Below are 20,754 nucleotides of genomic sequence, written 5' to 3'. Positions count from 1 at the left end.
CGATGTCACCCCCGACCGACCCGCAACCAGCCGAGCGGATGCCGCTTCGCCCCGCCCACCGCTTCGAGTCCGCCGAGCACGCCCATCGCCGCCGACGGGCTCATGCCGCACCGACGTGCGACGTCGGCCAGCTCGCGGGGGCTGCGGGTGCTCAGGGCGTCGAGCACCCGCACCGCATCGGGAGACGTCGACATGCCGAAGGTGCCGCGATCGTCGGATGCCGGATCAGACGTTCGACCGTCGGATGGAGCCCGACGTCGTGCTCCCCCGACGAGCTCGGCCATCTGCTCGGCGTCGGTCACGCAGACGGCATCGTATTCGCGGAGCAGCCGATGGCACCCGGCTGATGCGGGGCTCGTGACCGGGCCGGGCACCGCGCCGAGCGGCCGCCCGAGCGCGGCCGCATGACCCGCCGTGTTCAGCGACCCCGAGCGGAACCCGGCCTCCAGCACGACCGTGCCCTCGCTCGCAGCCGCAATCAACCTGTTGCGCTGGAGGAACCTCCATTTCGTGGGCGCGGCGCCGCAGGGCAGTTCGGAGACGACCGCTCCGGTCGCGACGATGCGGGCGAGCAGCGTCTCGTGCCCCATGGGGTAGAACCGGTCGACTCCCCCGGCGAGGAAGGCGACCGTGGTGCCGTCGCTGGCGAGCGCCGAACGGTGCGCCATGCCGTCGATGCCGTAGGCGCCGCCGCTGACGATGGTGAACCCGCGATCGACGAGGCCGGCGGATGCCTCCATGGTGACGTGCTCGCCGTACCCGGTCGCGGCGCGAGCGCCGACGAGGGAGATCGATGCCGAGGACCCGTCGAGTGCGTGCTCGCGCCCGCGAACCCAGAGCCCGAGCGGCGCGTGGATGCCGAGCTCGTCGACGCCGACCGGCCAGGCCGGATCGCTCGGGAGGAGGAGTCGGGCCCCGACCCGCGCTGCCTGCTCGAGCGCCCGTGCGAATGCGGCCTGATCGAGCCGCGGCGACCAGCGCGCGAGGCCCCCCTCCGCTTCGCGTGCGTCGATCGCGCCGCCCGCCCGGGTCAGGGCATCGGCGAACCCGACCGGGCTTGCGGAGTCGAGCAGGTGCTCCGCCGCGCCGATCGCTCCGATGGCGTCGATCGCCCGACCGAGGAGTCCGTCGCCCGGCTCGGCGACCGACCCGAGCAGCGCCCGGGCGTAGACCTCGTCGAGCGCGGAATCGTCGGCGATCGGTGCGGATCGCACGGCCGAGAGCGCGACGCGCAGCCCGGTCGCTTCGCGGTGGACGGTACTCACAACGAGAGCCCCTTTCTGAGGAAGAGTGCACGGCCGACATGGTCGAGGCCCGGAACATCTGCGCCGTCGAGGTCGGCGAGCGTCCACGCGACCTTGAGGATGCGGTCGTACCCGCGCATGGTCACGCCGCCGAGTTCGAGCGCGCGGTCGAGGTCGGCCGTCGCGCGACCGCCCGGGTGGAGGCCGCCGGCGCCGCGCATCCAGGGTCCGGGCATCTGCGCGTTGGTGCGCCAGGGGGTGCCGCGCAATCGATGGGCGGCGCGAGCTCGGGCCTCGACCACCCGCTGCCGGGCGACGGCGGTCGAGATACCCGGCCGTTCAGCTGCGACGCGAAGGCCCGCTGCGGTGATGCGCGGCACCTTGAGCTGCACGTCGATGCGGTCGAGGAGCGGGCCGGAGATGCGGGCCAGATACCGTCGGCGCGCGTTCGGCGGGCAGGTGCACTCCGCGCCCTTCGACCCGTGATTGCCGCACGGACATGGGTTGGCGGCGATCACGAGCTGGAAGCGGGCCGGGAACGAGGCGACGGCATTCGCCCGGTGAATGGCGATGGACCCGGACTCGAGCGGCTGTCGCAGCACATCGAGCACTGCAGCCGGGAACTCGGGCGCCTCGTCGAGGAACAGCACGCCGTGCGAGGCGCGTGCTGCTGCACCGGGTCGGATGAGTCGGCTGCCGCCACCGACCATCGCCGCGGCCGTCGCCGTGTGGTGCGGCGCTTCGAACGGCGGGCGATGCGAGAGACCTGCGACCGGCGGCCGACCGGACAGTGAACGGAGCGACGCGACCTCGAGCGCTTCGTCGGCGTCGAGATCGGGAAGGATGCCGGGGAGACGGGACGCGAGCATCGTCTTGCCCGCTCCGGGCGGGCCGAGCAGGAAGACGTGGTGGCCCCCGGCCGCGGCCGCGAGCAGCGCTTCGACGGCGCCCTCGTTGCCCGACACGTCGGCGAGGTCGCCGTGCGCCTCTTCGACCGCTCCCGCCGGATCGGCACGCTCGGGCGCGGGCACCGCCTCGAAGACCTGCTCGTCGAACACCCCGCCGTGGCGGACCGCCGCGTCGAGCAGGGAGGCGACCCCGATCACGGTGACCCCCGGCACGAGGCTCGCCTCGTCGGCGTTCGCCGTCGGGACCATGACCGTGTCGAATCCGGCGCGCACGGCCGCGAGCACGGCCGGGAGGATGCCGTCGATCGGACGCAGCCGGCCGTCGAGGCCGAGCTCGCCGAGGTGCACGACCCGCTCGACCGATTCGGCGGAGATCTCGCCGGCCGCCGCGAGGCAGGCGACGGCGATCGCGAGGTCGAATCCCGAACCGTGCTTCGGCAGTGCCGCCGGTGAGAGATTGACCGTGAGCCGTCGCTGCGGCAGCGGGCAGCCGGCGTTCACCGCGGCCGCCCGCACCCGGTCGCGTGCCTCGCCGAGCGCCGCGTCGGGCAGCCCGATGATGACGAACGCCGGGAGCTGCGAGGAGAGGTCGGCCTCGACCTCGACGATCGAGCCGGTCAGGCCGAGGAGCGCCACCGAGCGCGTGCGGGCGACCGGCATCAGTTGATGCCCTCGAGGTGCTCGATGAGGGCGGGCGCCTCGCTCGGGGCGAGCACGGCGACGGCGTCGATGCGGATGCGCGAGACCGGGGCATCCGTCGCCTCGCACCAGGCGATCGCGAGGCGCCGCATGCGCGCGAGCTTCAGCGGGGTGATCGCCTCGAATGGATGCCCGTAATCACCGGACGTTCGGGTCTTGACCTCGACGAACACCGTGTCGCGGCCGTCGCGCGCGACGATGTCGATCTCGCCGATGCGGCACCGCCAGTTGCGCTCGAGCACCAGCATGCCGCGCGCCTCGAGATGCTCGACCGCGAGTTGTTCGCCGCGTCGGCCGAGCTCTGCATTGTGCGACATCCGCACCACCTCCGCGTCCAGCGTCGCGGGCCGACGCGCCCCGGCAGGCCGCATGCGGCGACCTCGTGGAGAAGTCGCGGCGATCGGGACTGGGGAGACGGAGTGACACACCCCGGGAGCATGATGGGTGGAGCCGCAGGACACCCCGAGGAGATCGAGATGCCGTTCGAACCCGCACCGCTCGACCACGAGTTCATCGCGCCGATCGGCGTCGACGTCAAAGGCGAGATCTGGGCCTGCGTCGAGATGCCCGGCTCAGCCGAGTTCTTCGGCACCGGCAAGGCCGTCAGGGTCGACGCGACGGTCGACGGCGTGCCACTTCGCAATGTCGGACTGATGGTCACCGGCACCGGCGGGCACATGCTCTCGCTGAACGCCAAGCTCCGGCAGAAGCTCGGCAAGGACCTCGGCGACACGGTCACCGTGCACCTCGAACGCCGCCTCAGCTGAGGCGCGCGACTACTCGTCGAGCGCGAGTTCCTTCGGCAGCTCGAACTCGCGCGTGGCGAGCTCTTCGACGTTGACGTCCTTGAAGGTGAGCACGCGCACCGACTTCACGAAGCGGTCGGCACGGTAGACGTCCCAGACCCAGACGTCTTTCATCGTCAGCTCGAAGTAGAAGTCGTGCTCGGTGTCGCGACGCACGAGTTCGACCTCGTTGGCGAGGTAGAACCGTCGCTCGGTCTCGACCACGTACTTGAACTGCGACACGATGTCGCGGTACTCCCGATACAGGGCCAGCTCGACCTCGCGGTCGTAGTCTTCGAACTCGTCCTCATCCATCGCACTCATCCTACGCTGAGGTCGAAGAGCGTCGGCGCCGGTTGCGTCTGCTCGTGCAGCCACGTGGTGCGGTGGAGCTCGCTCGGGCCGTGCTCGGCGATCGCCGCGAAGTGCGCACGACTCGAGTAGCCCTTGTTCTCGTCCCACGCGTACAACGGCCGCTCGTCGTGCATGCGGCGCATGAAGCGGTCGCGGTGCACCTTGGCGATCACGGATGCCGCGGCGACCGAGGCGCAGTCACGGTCGGCCTTGACGCGGGTGACGACGCGTGCCCGACGTTCGATCGAGGCGCTCAGCCAGTCGTGGTTGCCGTCGAGGAGCAGCGGCACGTCGGCGATGAGCTCGTTGGCCGCCGACAGCTCGGCGAACGCCCTGGCGCCCGCGAGCCCGAGGCAGGCCATGATGCCGAGTTCGTCGATCTCGGCCGCGGTGGCCTCGCCGACGGCCGATGCGCGCACCCAGGTGGCGGCCCGCGGCGCCATCGCCTCGCGGCGCGGTTCGCTGAGGAGCTTCGAATCACGCAGCCCCGCGGGCATGCGCCGAACGCCCGAGTCGATGAGCACGAGGCCGATCGTGACGGGGCCCGCGAGCGCACCGCGACCGACCTCGTCGCACGCGAGCATCATGGGCGCGTCGGCGAGGAACTCCCGTTCGACGCGAAGCGTGGGGATCGCTGCAGGAGCCACGTCAGTCGCCCGCCTCGTCGACGCCCTCGAACACCTCGGGGTAGTTGTCGAGCCACGCCCAATGCTCGACCGGCCAGCTCACGACGAATGCGCGGCCGACGACGTTGTCGATCGGCACGAATCCCTCGAGCGGCGTCTCGGTGTTGTAGCGCGAGTCCTTCGAGTTGTTGCGGTTGTCGCCCATGACCCAGAGCGAGCCCTCGGGCACGACCACGTCGAAGTCGTCGCGCGACGCCTTGGTGTCGCCGGGCGGCAGCGCGATGTACGGCTCGTCGAGGGGCACGTCGTTGACGCTCATCTGGCCGAGGGCGTTGCAGCAGACGACATGGTCGCCGGGCAGGCCGATGAGGCGCTTGACGAGGTGATCGTTCGAGTCGGGCGCCGCGAGGCCGACGAATGCGAGGAACCAGTCGACGGCTGCCACGAGCGGCGGCTGCTCGACCTCGGGTCGCGCCGGGAGCCATCCGCCGGGATCGCGGAACACGATGACGTCTCCGCGTTCGAGCGGCGTGACGTCGGGGACGAGCTGGTTCACGATGATGCGATCGTCGATGAACAGCGTCTCCTCCATCGACTGCGATGGGATGAAGAACGATCTGATGAGGAACGTCTTGATGAGGAACGAGACGAGCACGGCCACCACGAAGATGACGAGCAGGTCTCGGAGGAACAGCAGAACGCCGCGTCGTCTGTTCGGCGTCGCCGAAGCCGCGCGATCCGTTCGCGTGCCTGTGTCTTCTTCTGTCATTTAACCGCCCGAGCTCCCCACCCAGTCTAGGGGTGGGGAGCTCGGGGAAGAGTTCGCGTGGAACGCGATCCGCGAAGCGGATCAGGCGTCGCGCTTCTCCTTGATCTTCGCCTTCTTGCCGCGGAGCTTGCGCAGGTAGTACAGCTTCGCGCGACGCACGTCACCGCGGGTGACGACCTCGATGTGGTCGATCACGGGCGAGTGCACCGGGAACTTGCGCTCGACGCCGACCTGGAAGCTGACCTTGCGGACCGTGAAGGTCTCGCGCACGCCTTCACCCTGGCGGCCGATGACGACGCCCTGGAAGACCTGGATGCGCGCGCGCGTGCCTTCGATGATGTTGACGTGCACCTTGACGGTGTCGCCGGGGCGGAAGTCGGGGACATCCGACCTCAGGCTCGCGGCGTCGACGTGGTCGAGGATATGCATGTTGGTTCGCTCTCTGCGCCCGCCACCGGTCGAACGCGGATCATTGGATGGAAGTTCTGGTGCCGCCTCGCACGAAGAATCGTGCGTGCGCGCTCCCCGGAGGCAGAGACCTGCGGCGGCACAATCCTCTATTGTGCCACGCCGGGGGGCAACAGGCCAAAAGCGGGCTCGGATGCCCCGCCGCACGTCGCGACGACGAACGCCGGTCAGTCCTCGCGGACCTCGTGGATGATGATCACGTCGTCGCCGCCGTCGTCGAACGGCGGGCGCCGGACCCCAGGGCCCGCCGTACCGGCCGATCCACCGGGTGCGCCGCCGGTCGCGGTACCGGACTGCGCTCCCGCGAGCCGCTCGAACTCCTCCATCGAGGCCTTCATGCGGTTGGCGCCGTCGGTGACGAGCTGCCAGACGGCGACCCAGAACGCCGCGATGCCGAGCAGGATCGCGAGCACGCCGAAGCCGGTGGCGGTCGCGCCGTAGAACCCGGTGCCGATGATCGAGAGGTGCCATGCGGTGAGCACGCCGACGTCGATCCACGACAGCGCGCGTTCTTGACGCACCGTGGGCCGAACGTTCGTGATGAGCGCCACGATGCCGAGCACGATGAAGGCGACGGGCACGACGATGACGAGCCCGAGCGTGCCCCACCCGCCCCCGCCGAAGATCGCCCAGCCCACCGCGAGCCACACCGGAAGCACGATGATCGCGATCATCTGCCATCTGTACAGTGCGCGCCGGAGGAGCATGATCTCAGGGTAATCCGACGATGCTGCGCGCGTGCCGAGTGTTCACTCAGGGCGGAGCCGTCACAATGGACTCGTGATTGAACTTCGGACCCCTGCAGAGATCGAGGAGATGCGGCCCGCGGGCCGCTTCGTGGCGAGCGTGCTGGAGGCCACCTCGGCCGCGGCCGCGGTGGGCGTGAACCTGCTCGAACTCGACGCCCTCGCACACGAGATGATCCGCAAGGCCGGCGCCGAGAGCTGCTACATCGACTACCACCCCTCGTTCGGCGCGAGCCCGTTCGGCAAGGTCATCTGCACCTCGGTCAACGACGCCGTGCTGCACGGACTCCCCCACGACTACACGCTGCGCGACGGCGACCTGCTGAGCCTCGACTTCGCGGCATCGGTGAACGGATGGGTCGCCGACTCGGCGATCTCCCTCGTCGTCGGCACGGCGCGGGACGAAGACCTGCGCCTCATCGACACGACCCGGCGCGCACTCGACGCCGGCATCGCCGCGGCGCGCACGGGCAACCGCATCGGCGACATCTCACGGGCGATCGCGGATGTCGCGAAGGCCGAGGGCTACTCGATCAACACCGACTTCGGCGGCCACGGCGTCGGCCGCACGATGCACGGCGACCCGCACATCCCGAACAACGGGCGTCCGGGCCGGGGGCTGCCGTTGAAGCCGGGACTCGTGGTCGCGATCGAGCCGTGGTTCCTGTCGACGACCGACCGCATCTTCACGGACCCCGACGGCTGGACCCTTCGCAGCGCCGACGGCTCGCGCGGCGCGCACTCCGAGCACACGATCGCCATCACCGACGGCGACCCGATCGTGCTCACGCAGCGTTCCTGAGCACGGCTCCGCTGCAGGCATCCGCCTGAGCAGCGGGTGCGCGCTCGACGCTCCGGCACGGAATCAGCGCTCGAGTTCAACCTCGATCATGCCGCCGACGATACGGGTACGGTACGTGCGCAGCGCGAGCGCGCTGTCGGTGAAGCACTCGCCGGTGCCGAGGTCGTAGACCTCCTTGTGCAGTGGCGAGGCGATCGTCGGCCGGTCGCCTCGCGACCCGACGATGCCCCGCGCCATCACCGGTGCGCCCGTGTGCGGGTCGTGGTGGTCCACGGCGTACACCTCCTCCTCGTCGAGCCGGAGCAGGGCGACCTGCGTGCGCCCGAGCAGCGCGACCTCGCCCCAACCGGGCTCGAGATCGTCGACCTCGCACGTCGACACCCACGTCGTGGTGGTCTCCATCGTCAGCGACATGCCGGCTCCTCTCGTCGTTGCCCCGAGGCTACGTTCCCGGTGTTTCCCCTGCTGCTTCCGCGTGTTTCGCCGAGGTGAAACCGGCCTCACAACGCCCGCCCCCGCACGTGCGCTGGAGGACCGCTTCGGTTACCGCGCCGAAACAGGGTGGAAACCGCCCGGTCGTACGCTCGCCTCATTCGAGCCCCGCAGGCAGCCATGTGCTCGCCTCAATCGGGCCCCGGAGGCAGCCATGTGCTCGCCTCAATCGAGCCGGGAGGCGGCCATGATCGAGAGCACCCCAGCGGATGTCGGCGTGCGAGACGTCGTCATCATCGGCGGCGGACCCGCGGCCCACCGGCTCGCCGACAGCCTGCACGCCCGCGACACCGACCGCGCGCTGCGCGTCACGGTCGTCGGCGAGGAGCTGCACGACCCGTACGACCGCGTCGCACTCAGCACGAGACTCGCGGATGGCGCGGCCGACCTGACCCTGCAGCCCTCGTCGATGTGGGACGACGACCATATCCGACTCGTCACGGGCGAGCGCGTCATCGCCGTCGATCGCGACGCGCACACGGCGACCACGTCGGGCGGCCTGGCCCTGCACTGGGACGAACTCGTCTTCGCCACGGGCTCGAGCGCCCCGGTGCCCGAGATCCCCGGCAGCGGACACGCCCGCGTCTACCGCACGATCGACGACGTCGATGCCCTCGTCGCCGAGACGCGAGCGCTCGCGGCGGCGCACGGTCGCCCCGCGCAGGTCGTGGTGGCCGGCGGCGGCCTGCTCGGCCTCGAGGCCGCAGGCGGCCTCGCCAAGCTCGGCGCGCACACCGCGGTCGTGCACTCCGGCGGCTGGCTCATGTCGGCGCAGCTCGACGAGGGCGCCGGGCGCGCACTCGGCCGCATCATCTCGGGGCAGGGCATCGGCCTGCACCTCGGCACCCGTCCCGCCGCCGTGCTGACCGAGGGCGACGCCGTCGTCGGCGTCGAGCTGACCGACGGGCGCCGCATCGACGCCGACCTCGTGATCTTCGCGATCGGCATCAGCCCCCGCGACGAGCTCGCGCGCGACCTCGGGCTCGAGCTCGGGCCGCGCGGCGGCATCGCGATCAGCACGGCGTGCGCGGCATCCGCTGCCCAGGTCTGGGCGATCGGCGAGGTGGCGAGCTTCGAGGGGCGCTGCACCGGGCTCGTCGCCCCCGCCAACGCGATGGCCGAGGTCGTGGCCGACCGGCTGCTCGGCGGCGCCGCGGAGTTCACGAGCGTCGACGACGCGACGAAGTTGAAGCTCTCGGGGGTCGACGTCGCGAGCTTCGGCGACGCGCTCGCGCGCACCGAGCAGGCGCTCGAGATCGTCTACGCCGACCCGGCGCGCGGGCTGTACCAGAAGCTCGTGGTGACCGGCGACGCGAAGACACTGCTCGGCGGCATCTTCGTGGGCGACGCGTCGCCGTACGCATCGCTGCGCCCGCTGCTCGGCACGGAGCTCTCGAGCGAACCGGCGGCCTACCTCTCGGCCTCGGGCATGGAAGCGCCGGCGGGCGACGAACTGCCCGCCGCAGCGCTCGTCTGCGCGTGCAACAACGTGAGCGCCGGCACCATCCGGGACGCCGTCTCCGGCGGCCACGCCGATCACGCCGAGGGGTGCGCCGAACTCGGCGCGCTGAAGACCTGCACCCGCGCCGGCACGCAGTGCGGCTCGTGCGTGCCGCTCGTGAAGAAGCTGCTCGAGTCGGAGCTGCAGAAGTCGGGCATCACGCCCTCTCGTGCGCTGTGCGAACACTTCGCGCTCTCGCGCCAGGAGCTGTTCGAATCGGTTCGCGTGCTCGAACTCACCTCGTTCGACGAGATCGTCGCGCGCCTCGGAACCGGCCGCGGCTGCGACGTGTGCAAGCCAGTCATCGGTTCCATCCTCGCGACGCAGCACGGCTCGTACATCCTCGACGGCGGCCGCGGCGGCCTGCAGGACACGAACGACCGGGCGATGGCGAACATGCAGAAGGACGGCACGTACTCGGTCGTGCCGCGGATTCCCGCGGGCGAGATCACACCGCAGAAGCTCGCCGTGATCGCGCAGGTCGCGACGGACTTCGACCTCTACACGAAGATCACGGGCGGCCAGCGCATCGACCTCTTCGGCGCCCGGCTCGATCAGCTCCCCGAGATCTGGAAGCGGCTCGTCGATGCGGGGTTCGAATCGGGACAGGCGTACGGCAAGGCGCTGCGCAACGTGAAGAGTTGCGTCGGCTCGACCTGGTGCCGGTTCGGCGTGCAGGACTCGGTGTCGATGGCCGTGCAGCTCGAGCTCCGGTACCGCGGCCTCCGATCGCCGCACAAGCTGAAGTTCGGCGTCTCGGGTTGCGCTCGCGAGTGCGCCGAGGCGAGGGCGAAGGATGTCGGCGTGATCGCCACCGACCAGGGCTGGAACATGTACGTCGGCGGCAACGGCGGCTTCCAGCCGGCGCACGCGCAGCTGCTCGCGAGCGATCTCGACGACGAGACGCTGCTGCGCTACATCGACCGCTACATCATGTACTACGTGCGCACCGCGGATCGGCTGCAGCGCACGGCGCGATGGATCGAAGACCTCGAGGGCGGCCTCGACCATGTGCGCGACGTCGTCGTGCACGACTCGCTCGGCCTCGCCGACGAGCTCGAACAGGCGATGGCCGCCCACGTCGACACCTATGAGGACGAGTGGGCGGCGACCCTCGCCGACCCCGAGCGGCTCCGGCGCTTCCGCTCCTTCGTGAACGCCCCGGACGTGCCCGACCCCTCGATCGCGCGGGTGCCCGAGCGCGAGCAGTTCCGGCCGGCGACCGCAGACGAGCGGGAGCGCGGCGAGGCCGTGCTCGTCTCGGGCCCGAGCATCCCGGTGCGCGGAGCCGGCGCATGACCGGCCGCGTGACCCTCGTCGGCGGCGGCCCCGGCCGCGAGGACCTGCTGACCCTCGCCGCCGTACGCGCGCTCGCCGCCGCCGACGTCGTGCTCTTCGACCGGCTCGCGCCGCACGAACGGCTGCACGAACTTGCACCGGGAGCCGACCTCGTCGACGTCGGCAAGCGGCCAGGCCACCACGCCGTTGCCCAGCACGAGATCGAGGCGCTCCTCGTCGGCCACGCGCTCGCGGGCCGCCACGTCGTGCGGCTGAAGGGCGGCGACCCCTACGTGCTCGGGCGCGGCGGCGAAGAGGTGCTCGCCTGCCACGCCGCGGGAGTGCCGGTCGAGGTGATCCCCGGCGTCACGAGTGCGGTCGCCGTTCCCGGCGCGGCGGGCATCCCGCTCACGCACCGCGGCATCAGCCACCTCTTCACCGTGGTCTCCGGCCATGCGCCGCTCACCGAGCACGAGCTGGAGCACCTCGCCGGCCTCGGCGGCACGATCGTCGTGCTCATGGGCGTGAACTCGCTGCCGTCGCTGACGGCGGGGCTCGCCCGATTCGGCATGTCGGCGCAGATGCCCGTCGCCATCGTCGAGCGGGGGTTCAGCGCCGGTCAGCGCACGACGATCGGCGACCTGGCCGGCATCGTGGTCGCAGCGGGTCGTGCACGCGTCGTCTCTCCCGCGGTCGTCGTGATCGGCGAGGTGGTGCGTCTCGCCCACGACGGCGATGCGAGCGCCGCGGAGCTCATGCAACGGGCTGCCGGCTTCGCGGCGGTCGGCGCATGACCGACGTCATCGAGCTCCCGCCGGGGTTCCGGCCCGACCAGCTCGAGGGGTTCCGCATCGGCGTCACGAGCGACCGACGCTCGGGCGATCTCATCGACGCACTCGTGCGCCGTGGGGCGAACGTGCTGCACGCCCCCACCCTGCGCATGGCGAACGCCGTCAGCGACGACCCCGTCATCGCCGACACCCGCGCGATCATCGAGGCACGCCCCGACGTGCTCCTCGCCACGACCGCCTACGGCGTGCGCCGCTGGTTCGAGGTCGCCGATGCAGCGGGGCTCGGCGAGCAGCTCGTCGACGCCCTCTCCGAGACGGCGATCCTCGTGCGCGGGCCGAAGGCGCGCGGAGGCATCCGTGCCGCCGGCCTCAACGACGTCGGCATGAGCGCCGAGGAGACCACCGAGTCGCTCATCGACGAGGTGCTCGCCACCAGGCCCGCGGGGCTCACGGTCGCCGTGCAGCTGCACGGGTTCCTGAACCCGCGGCAGCTCGATCGCCTGCGCGACGCCCACGACCGGGTGCTCACGGTCGAGCCGTACCGCTGGATCGAGCCCGACGAGACCGATGAACGGGTCGATCGACTCATCGAGTCCGCCTGCACCGGCGGGCTCGACTGCATCACGTTCACGAGCGCTCCCGCCGTGCATGCGCTCTTCGCCGCGGCAGAGGTGCGCGGCCGTCTCGAAGACCTCATCGACGCGATGTGCGGCCCGGTCGTGGCGGCGGCCGTCGGCCCGGTCACGGCGGCGCCGCTCATCGCCGCGGGCATCGAACCGATCCAGCCCGAGCGGTTCCGCATGGGCGCGCTCATCAGGCTCGTCTGCGAACACCTCGAGTCGGAGCGCGTGCTGCGGCTCGACACCCGGCACGGACCGCTCGAACTCCGCGGTTCCGTCGTCGACGTCGACGATCGCCGAGTCGCGCTCGCACCCGTCGCCCTCATGATCCTCCGCGCCCTCGTGGTCGCGAGAGGCTCCGTCGTGGCACGCGACCGGCTCACCGCGGCGCTGCCCGGCACCGACGACGAGCACGCGCTCGAGGTGGCCCTCAGCCGTCTGCGCCAGACGCTCGGCGTGCCCGGGCTCATCGCGACGGTCGTCAAGCGCGGGTACCGGATCGATGTCTGACGCCGGCCTCACATCGGCAACCGCCACTGGTGAGCAGGTGGAGACGCAGGGTTTACCACCAGACCGATCCGCAGAAACACGACGTCAATAGCTTCGAGTCGAAGGATCCACTCGTGATCGAACCCCGGAGGCACCGATGACCCAGACCGTGAGCACCGCTCCCGCCGCGACATCCGAAACGCCCACGACGACGGCCCCGGCCGCCCTCACGATGCGTCCAGGTCGCTGGATCGACGGATGGGACGCCGAGGACACCGGCCAGTGGGAGTCGGAGGGACGCGCGATCGCGCGCCGCAACCTCAACTGGTCGATCTTCGCGGAGTTCCTCGGATTCGTGGTGTGGCAGCTCTGGAGCATCGTCGCGGTCACGCTGCCGATGGCGGGCTTCGACCTCTCGACGGGCGAGATCTTCTGGTTGATCTCCATCCCGAGTCTCGTGGGTGCGACCCTCCGCATCCCGTACTCGTTCCTGGTGCCGAAGTTCGGCGGTCGCAACTGGACCATCATCTCGGCAGGGCTGCTCCTCGCACCGACCATCGCGATGGTCGTCTGCGTGTCCAACCCCGAGACGCCGTTCCCAGTGCTGCTCGGCGCCGCAGCACTCGCGGGCTTCGGCGGCGGCAACTTCGCCAGCTCGATGTCGAACATCACGTTCTTCTACCCGCAGCGCGAGAAGGGATGGGCGCTCGGCCTGAATGCGGCCGGCGGCAACCTCGGCGCGGCCGTCGCCCAGTTCGTGGTGCCGATCGTCATCACGATCGGCGCCGGCGCGACGCTCAACCTCCCGGTCGCCGGCTGGATCTGGATCCCGTTCATCCTCATCGCCATGATCGGCGCCGCCCGCTACATGAACAACCTCTCCAACGCCAAGGCGGACTTCTCCGGCTCGGCCGCGGCGCTCAAGGAGCCGCACCTCTGGCTGCTCTCGCTGCTCTACATCGGCACGTTCGGCTCGTTCATCGGGTTCGCCAGCGTGTTCCCGAAGCTCATCGCCGACCAGTTCCCCGAGTTCTCGGCGATCGCCATCGGCGGCGCATCCGTCTCGCTCGCCTTCCTGGGTGCGCTCGTCGGCTCGCTGGCCCGGCCCTACGGCGGTCGGCTCTCCGACCGGTTCGGCGGTGCGCGCATCACGATGCTCGCGTTCGCCGCGATGGCCCTCATCACGGTCGCCGTGCTCCTGACCCTCCCGCTCGCCAGCTTCTGGCTCTTCCTCGGCCTGTTCCTCCTGCTCTTCGCCTCGGCCGGCATCGGCAACGGATCCACCTACCGCATGGTGCCGATCGTCTTCGCCGTTCGCGGCGGCGGCACCGGCGACGTGTCGACGCAGCGCAAGTCCGCGGCCGCACTGGGCCTCATCTCGGCCATCGGCGCCTACGGCGGCTTCCTCATCCCGCAGGCGCTGAACCTCTCGTTCCAGTCGACCGGCACGTACGCCGCCGCGTTCATCGGATTCATCGCCGCCTACGCGCTGCTGCTCGTGCTCACCTGGGCCGTGTACGTGCGTTCCAGCAAGCTCAGCGACCACAAGATCTGAATCGAGACCGGATGAGCCGCTCCGCCGACACGCACTGCCCGTATTGCGCGCTGCAATGCGCGATGACCCTCACCCAGGCAACGGCACCGGATGCCGCGGCGACACCCGTGATCGTCAGCGGGCGCGACTTCCCGACCAACCGGGGAGGGCTCTGCAAGAAGGGCTGGACGTCGGCGGAGCTTCTCCGTGCCCCGTCCCGCCTCGGCGCCCCGCTCGTGCGGGGCGCCGACGGCGTGCTGCACGAAGCGAGCTGGGAGGAGGCGCTCGATCACGTCGCGGCGTCGCTCCGCGGCATCCGTCGCTCGCATGGTGCCGACGCGGTGGGCGTCTTCGGCGGCGGCGGCCTCACGAACGAGAAGGCGTACCTGCTCGGCAAGTTCGCACGGCTCGCGCTCGGCACGAGCCGCATCGACTACAACGGCCGCTACTGCATGTCGTCGGCCGCGGCTGCGGGCAATCGGGCCTTCGGGGTCGACCGCGGGCTGCCGTTCCCGCTCGAGGACCTCGACGGGGCCGACACGATCCTGCTGCTCGGCACGAACGTCGCCGAGACGATGCCGCCGTTCATCGGACATCTGGCCGGTGCACAGGCCGCCGGCGGCCTCGTCGTGGTCGACCCGCGGCGCACGGCGACCGCCAGGCTCACTGACGACGGCAGGGGCCTGCACCTGCAGCCGATGCCCGGCACCGACCTCGCCCTGCTGCTCGGACTCATCCACGTCGTCATCGCCGAGCGGCTCGTCGACCTCGACTACGTCGCAGCGCGCACGAGTGGGTACGAGGCGATCCGTCGCAGCGTGGCGTCGTGGTGGCCCGAACGCGTGCAGTCGACGACCGGAGTGCCGGCGCTGACGCTGCGCCGGCTCGCGCGACGACTCGCCGCGGGCGGCAACGTCTACGTGCTCACCGGGCGCGGCGTCGAGCAGCACGTCGACGGCACCGACACGGCGACCGCGGCGATCAACCTCGCGCTGCTGCTCGGCCTGCCGGGGCGTGTCGGCAGCGGCTACGGCACGCTGACCGGGCAGGGCAACGGGCAGGGCGGGCGCGAGCACGGCCAGAAGTGCGACCAGCTGCCCGGGTATCGCAAGATCACCGACCCCGAGGCGAGGGCGCATGTGGCGCGGGTGTGGGGCGTCGCGCCGAGCGCGATCCCCGGGCCCGGAGTTCCGGCCGTCGAGCTCCTGCAGTCGCTCGGCGAACCCGGCGGCGTGCGCGCGCTCCTGGTACACGGATCGAACCTCGTCGTCTCGTCGCCGAACGTCGCGAAGGTGCGCGAGCGTATCGCCGCGCTCGACCTGCTCGTCGTCTGCGACTTCTTCCTTTCGGAGACGGCGGCACTGGCCGACGTCGTGCTGCCGATCACGCAGTGGGCCGAGGAGGAGGGCACGATGACCTCGCTCGAGGGCCGCGTCATCCGTCGCCGTCGAGCGATCACGCCGCCGCCCGGCGTGCGCGACGAGCTCTGGATCCTCGCGGAGCTCGCCCGGCGCCTCGACTGCGCCGCGACGTTCGACACGGACCCCGAGCTCGTCTTCGAGGAACTGCGCCTCGCCTCCGAGGGCGGCATCGCCGACTACTCGGGCATCGACTACGCCATGCTCGACCGGGGCGAGGCCGCCTACTGGCCTTATCCGCGCGGCAGCACGGGCACGCCGCGTCTGTTCGCAGACCGCTTCGCCCACCCCGACGGGCTCGCGCGCCTCGTGCCGGTCGCAGTGCGGGCGTCGGCCCACCCCGCGCCGCTCCCCGGCGAGCTCACGCTCGTGACCGGCCGACTGCTCGAGCACTACCAGAGCGGCGCGCAGACCCGGCGGGTGCCCGAGCTCGCCGACGCCCAGCCCGAGGCGCGGGCCGCGATGCATCCGTCGACCGCCGAACGCCTGGGGGTCGCCGACGGCGAGCTCGTCGAGCTCTCGAATGCGCGAGGGACCGTGCGCTGCCGGGCGCGGCTCACGACCGACATTCGGCCCGATGCCGTCTTCCTGCCGTTCCATTACGGCGACGAGCAGGCGGCGAACCTGCTGACTTCCGACGCCGTCGACCCCGTCTCGGCGATGCCGGAGTTCAAGACCAACGTCGTGCGACTCGCACGCGTGATCGAGATGGAGGTGACGGTATGAGCCCGCTCAGGATCGTGCTCATCGGCTACGGGCCCGTCGGCGCGCGGTTCGTCGACGAGCTGCTGCCCGCCGTCGCGAACGGCACCATCGCCCTCACCGTCGTCGCCGGCGAAGACGTGGAGGCGTACAACCGGGTGCTCGTCGCCGAGTACGCCGTCGGCAACACCGAACTCGACGCGATGCTCGTCGGCGACCGGGCGAGCGCGGAGGCCGCGGGCGCGCGCGTGCTGCTCGGCGTGGCCGCCACCTCGATCGATCGCTCGGCCCACCTCGTGCACCTCGACTCCGGCGAGGCGCTCGCCTACGACCGGCTCGTGCTCGCCACCGGTTCGCGGGCGAACGTGCCGACCCTCGACGGCGTCGAACGACATCGCCGAGACCTCGATTCGCTCCAGAAGTACGCGAAGCAGCTCGTCGCGCGCGACGACGAGCTGCCGCGCGGCATCACGGCGCTCCGCGACCTCGCCGACGCCGAACGCGTGCTCGACGCGGTGCAGGCCCGCAAGCGGGTCATCGTGCTCGGCGCCGGTGTGCTCGGCCTCGAACTCGCGCTCGCCGCCGCCCACGCGGGCGCGCAGGTCTGCGTCGTGCACCACGGCCCGCACCCGATGCCCCGCAACCTCGACCGCGGCGGCGGCCTGGTGCTGCGCGCGGCGCTGCGTCGTTCGGGCGTCACCGTGGTCGCCCACAGTCGTGCGGAGGCCGTGGCATTCCGCACCGACGACGACGGCACGCGACGTTTCGACATGGTCGTCACCGCCGACGGCAAGCAGCTGCGCGGCGACCTGCTCGTGCTCTCGTGCGGGGTGAGCCCCCGCAACGAGCTCGCGACGCTCGCCGGACTGCGCACAGCCGTCGGCGTCGTCGTCGGCACGGGGCTCGCGAGCTGGACGGATCCCGACGTGTACGCGATCGGCGACTGCGCCCAGGTGGTCGAGCGCACCGAGGAGCTCGCCGGGCAGCGCGTGCTCCCCGGCGCCCCCTCCGGGCTGATCGGCCCGGGCTGGCGGCAGGCCGAGTGGCTCGCCGCGCGGTTCATCGCGTCGACGGCGGGCGAGGGCCCTGCGGATGCCGCGGCGCCCGCCGAGCGCGATGCGATCGTGATGCTCAAGGCCGAGCACCTCGATGTCGTCGCGGTCGGCGACATCTCGGCCGACCCGTGGGACGACGACACCCTGCACCCGCGACGGCGCGTCGCGCAGTGGGCCGACCCCGAGCACCTGCGCTACGTGAAGATGGTGACCGAGGACGGCGTGCTCACGGGCTTCGTGAGCGTCGGGATGCCGCGCACCGCCGCCGAGCTGACCCTGCTGTTCGAGCGCCGCGGCGAGCTGCCGGCCGATCGCTCGGTGCTGCTGCGCTTCGACGGACCCGACTACGACCCGAGCGCCGACGCCGACGCGTTCGCGCCCGCCTCGACCGTCTGCTGGTGCAACGGGGTCACGGTGGGCCGCATCGAGGAGGCCGCGGTGTGCGGCGCCACGACCGTCGAGGGCGTGGGTCGCGAGACCCGGGCGGGAACCGGCTGCGGCGGATGCAAGGGACGCATCGCCGAGATCCTCGCCCGCGCCGCCGAGACCGACGAGACGCCGAGCGTCACCGCCTGAGCCCGCTCACCAGGGCAGCGGGAGGAGGCCGGCCGGTTCGCCGGGGGCGACGGGCGAGGCGAGCAGCCCGTCGGCATCGGCGAGGCCGCGCAGCATCGCCGACCCCGTCCACGGGCTCGCCACTGCCCGACCGCCGACCCAGGTGAACGGCGTGAGGCGGCGGTGCGACCCGGTGGCGGGCAGGTCGTGGGTCCTCACCTCGTCGAGTGCGGCGATCGGACGCCCCGATGCGCCGTCGAGCCAGGGCGGGAGGAAGCTGAGCAGGCACGTGAACGCCGCCAGCGGGTTGCCCGGCAGACCCAGCACCGGCACACCAGCGCTCGTGCGGGCGAACAGCACGGGGTGGCCCGGGCGCATCGCGACGCCGGCGAAATCGATGGTGCCGCCCTCGGCGACGATCGCCCGCCGGAGCAGGTCGCCGTGGCCGCCCGCGGTGCCGCCCGTCGTGACGATGACGTCGGGGCGCGCCTCGGCCAGGAGTTCGATGAACGGATCGAGGCGGTCGGGGATGCGCCGGGTCGCCGTCGCCGCGCCGAGCCGTTCGAGCAGCGCGGGCAACGAGGGTCCGAAGGCGTCGCGCACGGCGCCCGGCGCAGGCCGGCCGGCGGCGATGAGCTCGTCGCCCGTGACGATCAGCTGGACTCGCGGGTGGGCGAGCACGTCGAGCGTGTCGTGGCCGGCCGCCGCGGCGAGGGCGAGTCGCGGCGGGGTCATCCGCACGCCGACCGGGATGAGTGCTTCGCCGCGTCGCAGTTCTTCGCCGCGACGGCGGATGTCGCGACCGGCGAGCGGTGCGGGGGCCGATGAGGGGGCGGATGCCGGTGACGGTGCCGCAGCGCGAAGCCAGTCGGGGTGCTCGGGAACCGGGACGCCGTGTTCGGCCCGCAGCACGGCGACCGTGCCCGGCGGCACCGCCGCTCCGGTCGTGACGACGCGTGCGGTGCCCGCCTGCAGCCGACGTGCGGGCGGGGCGCCCATCGCGACCGCGCCGTCCAGGCGCCAGGGACCGTCGCCCGCGACCACCCAGCCGTCCATCGCGCTGACGTCAGCGGTGGGCAGGTCGACGAGCGCGTGCACGGCGACCGCGAGCGTTCGGCGGTCTGCCCGGTCGAGCGGTATCGATTCGACGGCGAGCGGGCGGGCCGCGCCCGCCTGCCGGACGAGTTCCCTGGCCGCCTCCCATCCCGTCGAGCTCACGGCGCATCCTCGGCGAGCCGGCGTTCGACGGCGGCGACGACGACGACGAGCGGGACGCCCCGTGCTGCGGCGTAGCCGGCGAGATACGTCGTCAACGGTGCGGCCGGGCGGGCCACGCCGTGCGCCGCGATGCGGGCGAGGTCGAGCACGGCCGCGACATCGGGCGCGGTGTCGAGCCCGAGGTCGGCGACGAGCGCTCGCGACCAGCTCTCGACGTCACGCGACGCGGACACGGCGCACCTCGCCCGTCGGCAGCACGATGCCGTGTCGAACGGCGTCGTCAGGGGTGTCCACGTCGGCGCACCAGCTCTCCTTCAGGGCGACACCGCGCAGTTGGAGCCGCGCGAGCACCGCCCCCATCGACGCGCCCCTGCCTCCGGCACTCGGAGCGCGCCGCGTCATCGCCTGCACCTCGACCACTGCGGCACGGAGGGCCGGCGTTCGATAGACGGCGAGCAGGGGCTGGGCGAACCCGACCGGGTCGACCCCGACCACGCCGTCGATCGTCTGCGCGACGCGCGCGAGCAGGTGGGCCACCGCGGGAGCTGCTCCGACGAGGTCGCCCGCGAGCACGACCGTGAAGGGTCTGGCGTCATCGGCGAGCCCCTCGAGCCCGGCGGCGATCGCCGCGACCGGGCCGCTCCAGGGCGGATCCTCCGCCGCCACGCGGATGCGGCGTTCGGCGAGCACCCACCTGGGCGGCGGCGCACTCGAGACGTAGGCCACCGCGCGGGCGCCGCTCACCGCGCCGACCGCACGGGCGGCGAGGCTGGTGCCGTCGATCGTGAGCGCCGTCTTGTCGATGCCGCCGAGCCGTGAGGCGCGGCCTCCGGCCAGGACGATCGCGTCGTACCCACCGATGCCGGGCGCCCCGGCGGCCGGGGTCACGCCCGTTCCAGACGCGGCGCGGCGATGTCGCTGTACCGGTCGAGCACGAGGTCGACGAGCTGCCCGGGGGCCGCTTCGTCGGGCAGCAGGAGCGGCGACGCGATCGCATCGGCGCCGGCGGATGCCGCAGCGTCGTAGAAGGTGCCCGGCGCCAACAGGTAGCTGCCGACGACCACCCGCACCCCCGGGTGCACCTCGCGGATCATCTCGATGGCGTCGTGCAGCCGCGGAATCGCCGCGGCGATGAACCCGACCGTCACCGATCGGCCGAGGCGGTGCCCGAGCCGGCGCGCCGTCTCGAAGCACTCGCGCACTGCGCGTGGATCGTTGGACCCCGCCGCCGCGAGCACCACGGCGTCGGTGTCGGAAAGCCGGAGCCGGTCGAGGCGCTCGGCGAGCACCTCGACGATGCGATCGTCGGGGCCGAGCTCGGCCGCGAGTCGTGTGCCCGTGAGGGCACCGGCGTCGGAGCCTCGCCGATCGAGGCCGAGCGAGAGCCCCGTGCGCACGTGGAATCCCGCGGAGAGCACGAGCGGCACGATGACGGCCCCGGCGTCGTCGTCGGGTCCGAGCGCCGCCGCGACATCCGATCGGCTGGCGTCGACGAAGCTGATGGAGACATCGAGTTCGGGGCGCGCTGAGGCGACGCCGTCGACGAGCCGGATGACGGCCTCGCGGTTCGCGCTCGACGGCGCCCCGTGAGTGACGGCGACGAGTCGGAGCGGATGCGCCTCGACGTGCTCCGCCGGGGCGCCGGCGCCTCTCGACCCGACCATGTGCAACCCGCGCTTTCCGGCGGGAACCCGGTCTCA

21 protein-coding genes are annotated in these 20,754 nt (G+C 71.9%); 8 read left to right on the top strand and 13 right to left on the bottom strand.

What is annotated here, in order from left to right; all coding sequences use genetic code 11:
- Positions 1-5: 5 nt before the first annotated feature.
- From dprA to BUR99_RS02395, 3 genes are read right to left on the bottom strand one after another with little or no spacing between them, the layout of a single operon-like run.
- Positions 6-1,265 (bottom strand): DNA-processing protein DprA, encoded by a 1,260-nt coding sequence (gene dprA, locus BUR99_RS02405; protein WP_074258756.1) that lies wholly within the window; start codon positions 1,263-1,265, stop codon positions 6-8.
- Complete coding sequence (locus BUR99_RS02400; protein ID WP_074258755.1) at positions 1,262-2,812, bottom strand: YifB family Mg chelatase-like AAA ATPase; 1,551 nt, start codon at positions 2,810-2,812, stop codon at positions 1,262-1,264. Before BUR99_RS02400 ends, dprA begins: the two co-directional genes overlap by 4 nt.
- Entirely contained in the window at positions 2,812-3,168 is a 357-nt protein-coding gene (locus BUR99_RS02395; protein ID WP_074258754.1) for a YraN family protein, read from the bottom strand. Before BUR99_RS02395 ends, BUR99_RS02400 begins: the two co-directional genes overlap by 1 nt.
- 159 nt (positions 3,169-3,327) lie before the next feature.
- Here BUR99_RS02395 and BUR99_RS02390 point away from each other — a divergent pair, with 159 nt between their 5' ends.
- Entirely contained in the window at positions 3,328-3,618 is a 291-nt protein-coding gene (locus tag BUR99_RS02390; protein ID WP_074259430.1) for a DUF1905 domain-containing protein, read from the top strand.
- Between the two features lie 9 nt (positions 3,619-3,627).
- Here the strand turns inward: BUR99_RS02390 and BUR99_RS02385 are convergent, their stop codons facing one another.
- From BUR99_RS02385 to BUR99_RS02365, 5 genes are all read right to left on the bottom strand, one after another.
- The gene (locus BUR99_RS02385; RefSeq protein ID WP_022891843.1) at positions 3,628-3,951 is read right to left on the bottom strand and encodes a DUF2469 family protein; all 324 of its coding nucleotides are present in this window, start codon (positions 3,949-3,951) and stop codon (positions 3,628-3,630) included.
- A gap of 5 nt (positions 3,952-3,956) precedes the next feature.
- Positions 3,957-4,637 carry a ribonuclease HII gene (locus BUR99_RS02380; protein ID WP_394327825.1) on the bottom strand — a complete coding sequence of 227 codons (681 nt, stop codon included), beginning with the start codon at positions 4,635-4,637 and terminating at the stop codon, positions 3,957-3,959.
- 1 nt (position 4,638) lies between these two features.
- Complete coding sequence (gene lepB / locus BUR99_RS02375) at positions 4,639-5,385, bottom strand: signal peptidase I (RefSeq protein ID WP_074258753.1); 747 nt, start codon at positions 5,383-5,385, stop codon at positions 4,639-4,641.
- 81 nt (positions 5,386-5,466) lie between these two features.
- The gene (rplS, locus tag BUR99_RS02370; RefSeq protein WP_056009567.1) at positions 5,467-5,814 is read right to left on the bottom strand and encodes a 50S ribosomal protein L19; all 348 of its coding nucleotides are present in this window, start codon (positions 5,812-5,814) and stop codon (positions 5,467-5,469) included.
- A gap of 206 nt (positions 5,815-6,020) precedes the next feature.
- Positions 6,021-6,527 (bottom strand): hypothetical protein, encoded by a 507-nt coding sequence (locus BUR99_RS02365; RefSeq protein WP_143231347.1) that lies wholly within the window; start codon positions 6,525-6,527, stop codon positions 6,021-6,023.
- Between the two features lie 106 nt (positions 6,528-6,633).
- Here BUR99_RS02365 and map point away from each other — a divergent pair, with 106 nt between their 5' ends.
- Entirely contained in the window at positions 6,634-7,401 is a 768-nt protein-coding gene (gene map, locus BUR99_RS02360) for a type I methionyl aminopeptidase (protein WP_074258751.1), read from the top strand.
- A 63-nt stretch (positions 7,402-7,464) separates the two neighbouring features.
- On the opposite strand, the gene nirD is transcribed toward map, so the two are convergent.
- Complete coding sequence (nirD, locus tag BUR99_RS02355; RefSeq protein ID WP_074258750.1) at positions 7,465-7,815, bottom strand: nitrite reductase small subunit NirD; 351 nt, start codon at positions 7,813-7,815, stop codon at positions 7,465-7,467.
- A gap of 265 nt (positions 7,816-8,080) precedes the next feature.
- Here nirD and nirB point away from each other — a divergent pair, with 265 nt between their 5' ends.
- The 6 genes from nirB (at position 8,081) to BUR99_RS02325 (ending at position 17,857) form a co-directional block, all read left to right on the top strand.
- A complete protein-coding gene (nirB, locus tag BUR99_RS02350; RefSeq protein WP_074258749.1) occupies positions 8,081-10,693 on the top strand; it encodes a nitrite reductase large subunit NirB in 2,613 nt (870 codons plus the stop codon).
- Positions 10,690-11,466, top strand: coding sequence for a uroporphyrinogen-III C-methyltransferase (cobA, locus tag BUR99_RS02345; protein ID WP_074258748.1), 777 nt, complete (start codon positions 10,690-10,692; stop codon positions 11,464-11,466). Before nirB ends, cobA begins: the two co-directional genes overlap by 4 nt.
- Positions 11,463-12,593 (top strand): uroporphyrinogen-III synthase, encoded by a 1,131-nt coding sequence (locus BUR99_RS02340; RefSeq protein WP_074258747.1) that lies wholly within the window; start codon positions 11,463-11,465, stop codon positions 12,591-12,593. The genes cobA and BUR99_RS02340 overlap by 4 nt, the downstream gene beginning before the upstream one ends.
- Positions 12,594-12,729: 136 nt before the next feature.
- Positions 12,730-14,127 carry an MFS transporter gene (locus BUR99_RS02335; RefSeq protein ID WP_074258746.1) on the top strand — a complete coding sequence of 466 codons (1,398 nt, stop codon included), beginning with the start codon at positions 12,730-12,732 and terminating at the stop codon, positions 14,125-14,127.
- An 11-nt stretch (positions 14,128-14,138) separates the two neighbouring features.
- A complete protein-coding gene (locus BUR99_RS02330) occupies positions 14,139-16,250 on the top strand; it encodes a molybdopterin oxidoreductase family protein (protein WP_074258745.1) in 2,112 nt (703 codons plus the stop codon).
- Positions 16,247-17,857 (top strand): FAD-dependent oxidoreductase, encoded by a 1,611-nt coding sequence (locus tag BUR99_RS02325; protein ID WP_074258744.1) that lies wholly within the window; start codon positions 16,247-16,249, stop codon positions 17,855-17,857. Before BUR99_RS02330 ends, BUR99_RS02325 begins: the two co-directional genes overlap by 4 nt.
- 6 nt (positions 17,858-17,863) lie before the next feature.
- Here the strand turns inward: BUR99_RS02325 and BUR99_RS02320 are convergent, their stop codons facing one another.
- From BUR99_RS02320 to BUR99_RS02305, 4 genes are read right to left on the bottom strand one after another with little or no spacing between them, the layout of a single operon-like run.
- Positions 17,864-19,054 carry a molybdopterin molybdotransferase MoeA gene (locus BUR99_RS02320; RefSeq protein ID WP_074258743.1) on the bottom strand — a complete coding sequence of 397 codons (1,191 nt, stop codon included), beginning with the start codon at positions 19,052-19,054 and terminating at the stop codon, positions 17,864-17,866.
- Positions 19,051-19,287, bottom strand: coding sequence for a DUF6457 domain-containing protein (locus tag BUR99_RS02315; RefSeq protein WP_074258742.1), 237 nt, complete (start codon positions 19,285-19,287; stop codon positions 19,051-19,053). The genes BUR99_RS02320 and BUR99_RS02315 overlap by 4 nt, the downstream gene beginning before the upstream one ends.
- On the bottom strand, positions 19,271-19,942 hold the full coding sequence (gene mobA / locus BUR99_RS02310) for a molybdenum cofactor guanylyltransferase (protein ID WP_159440937.1): 672 nt from the start codon (positions 19,940-19,942) through the stop codon (positions 19,271-19,273). The genes BUR99_RS02315 and mobA overlap by 17 nt, the downstream gene beginning before the upstream one ends.
- Entirely contained in the window at positions 19,939-20,718 is a 780-nt protein-coding gene (locus tag BUR99_RS02305) for a sirohydrochlorin chelatase (protein WP_074258741.1), read from the bottom strand. Before BUR99_RS02305 ends, mobA begins: the two co-directional genes overlap by 4 nt.
- Positions 20,719-20,754: the final 36 nt, after the last annotated feature.

It is taken from the genome of Agromyces cerinus subsp. cerinus, from assembly GCF_900142065.1.
GTDB lineage: Bacteria > Actinomycetota > Actinomycetes > Actinomycetales > Microbacteriaceae > Agromyces > Agromyces cerinus.
Note: the sequence above shows the minus strand (reverse complement) of the source record. Positions and strands in the feature narration are given on the sequence as shown.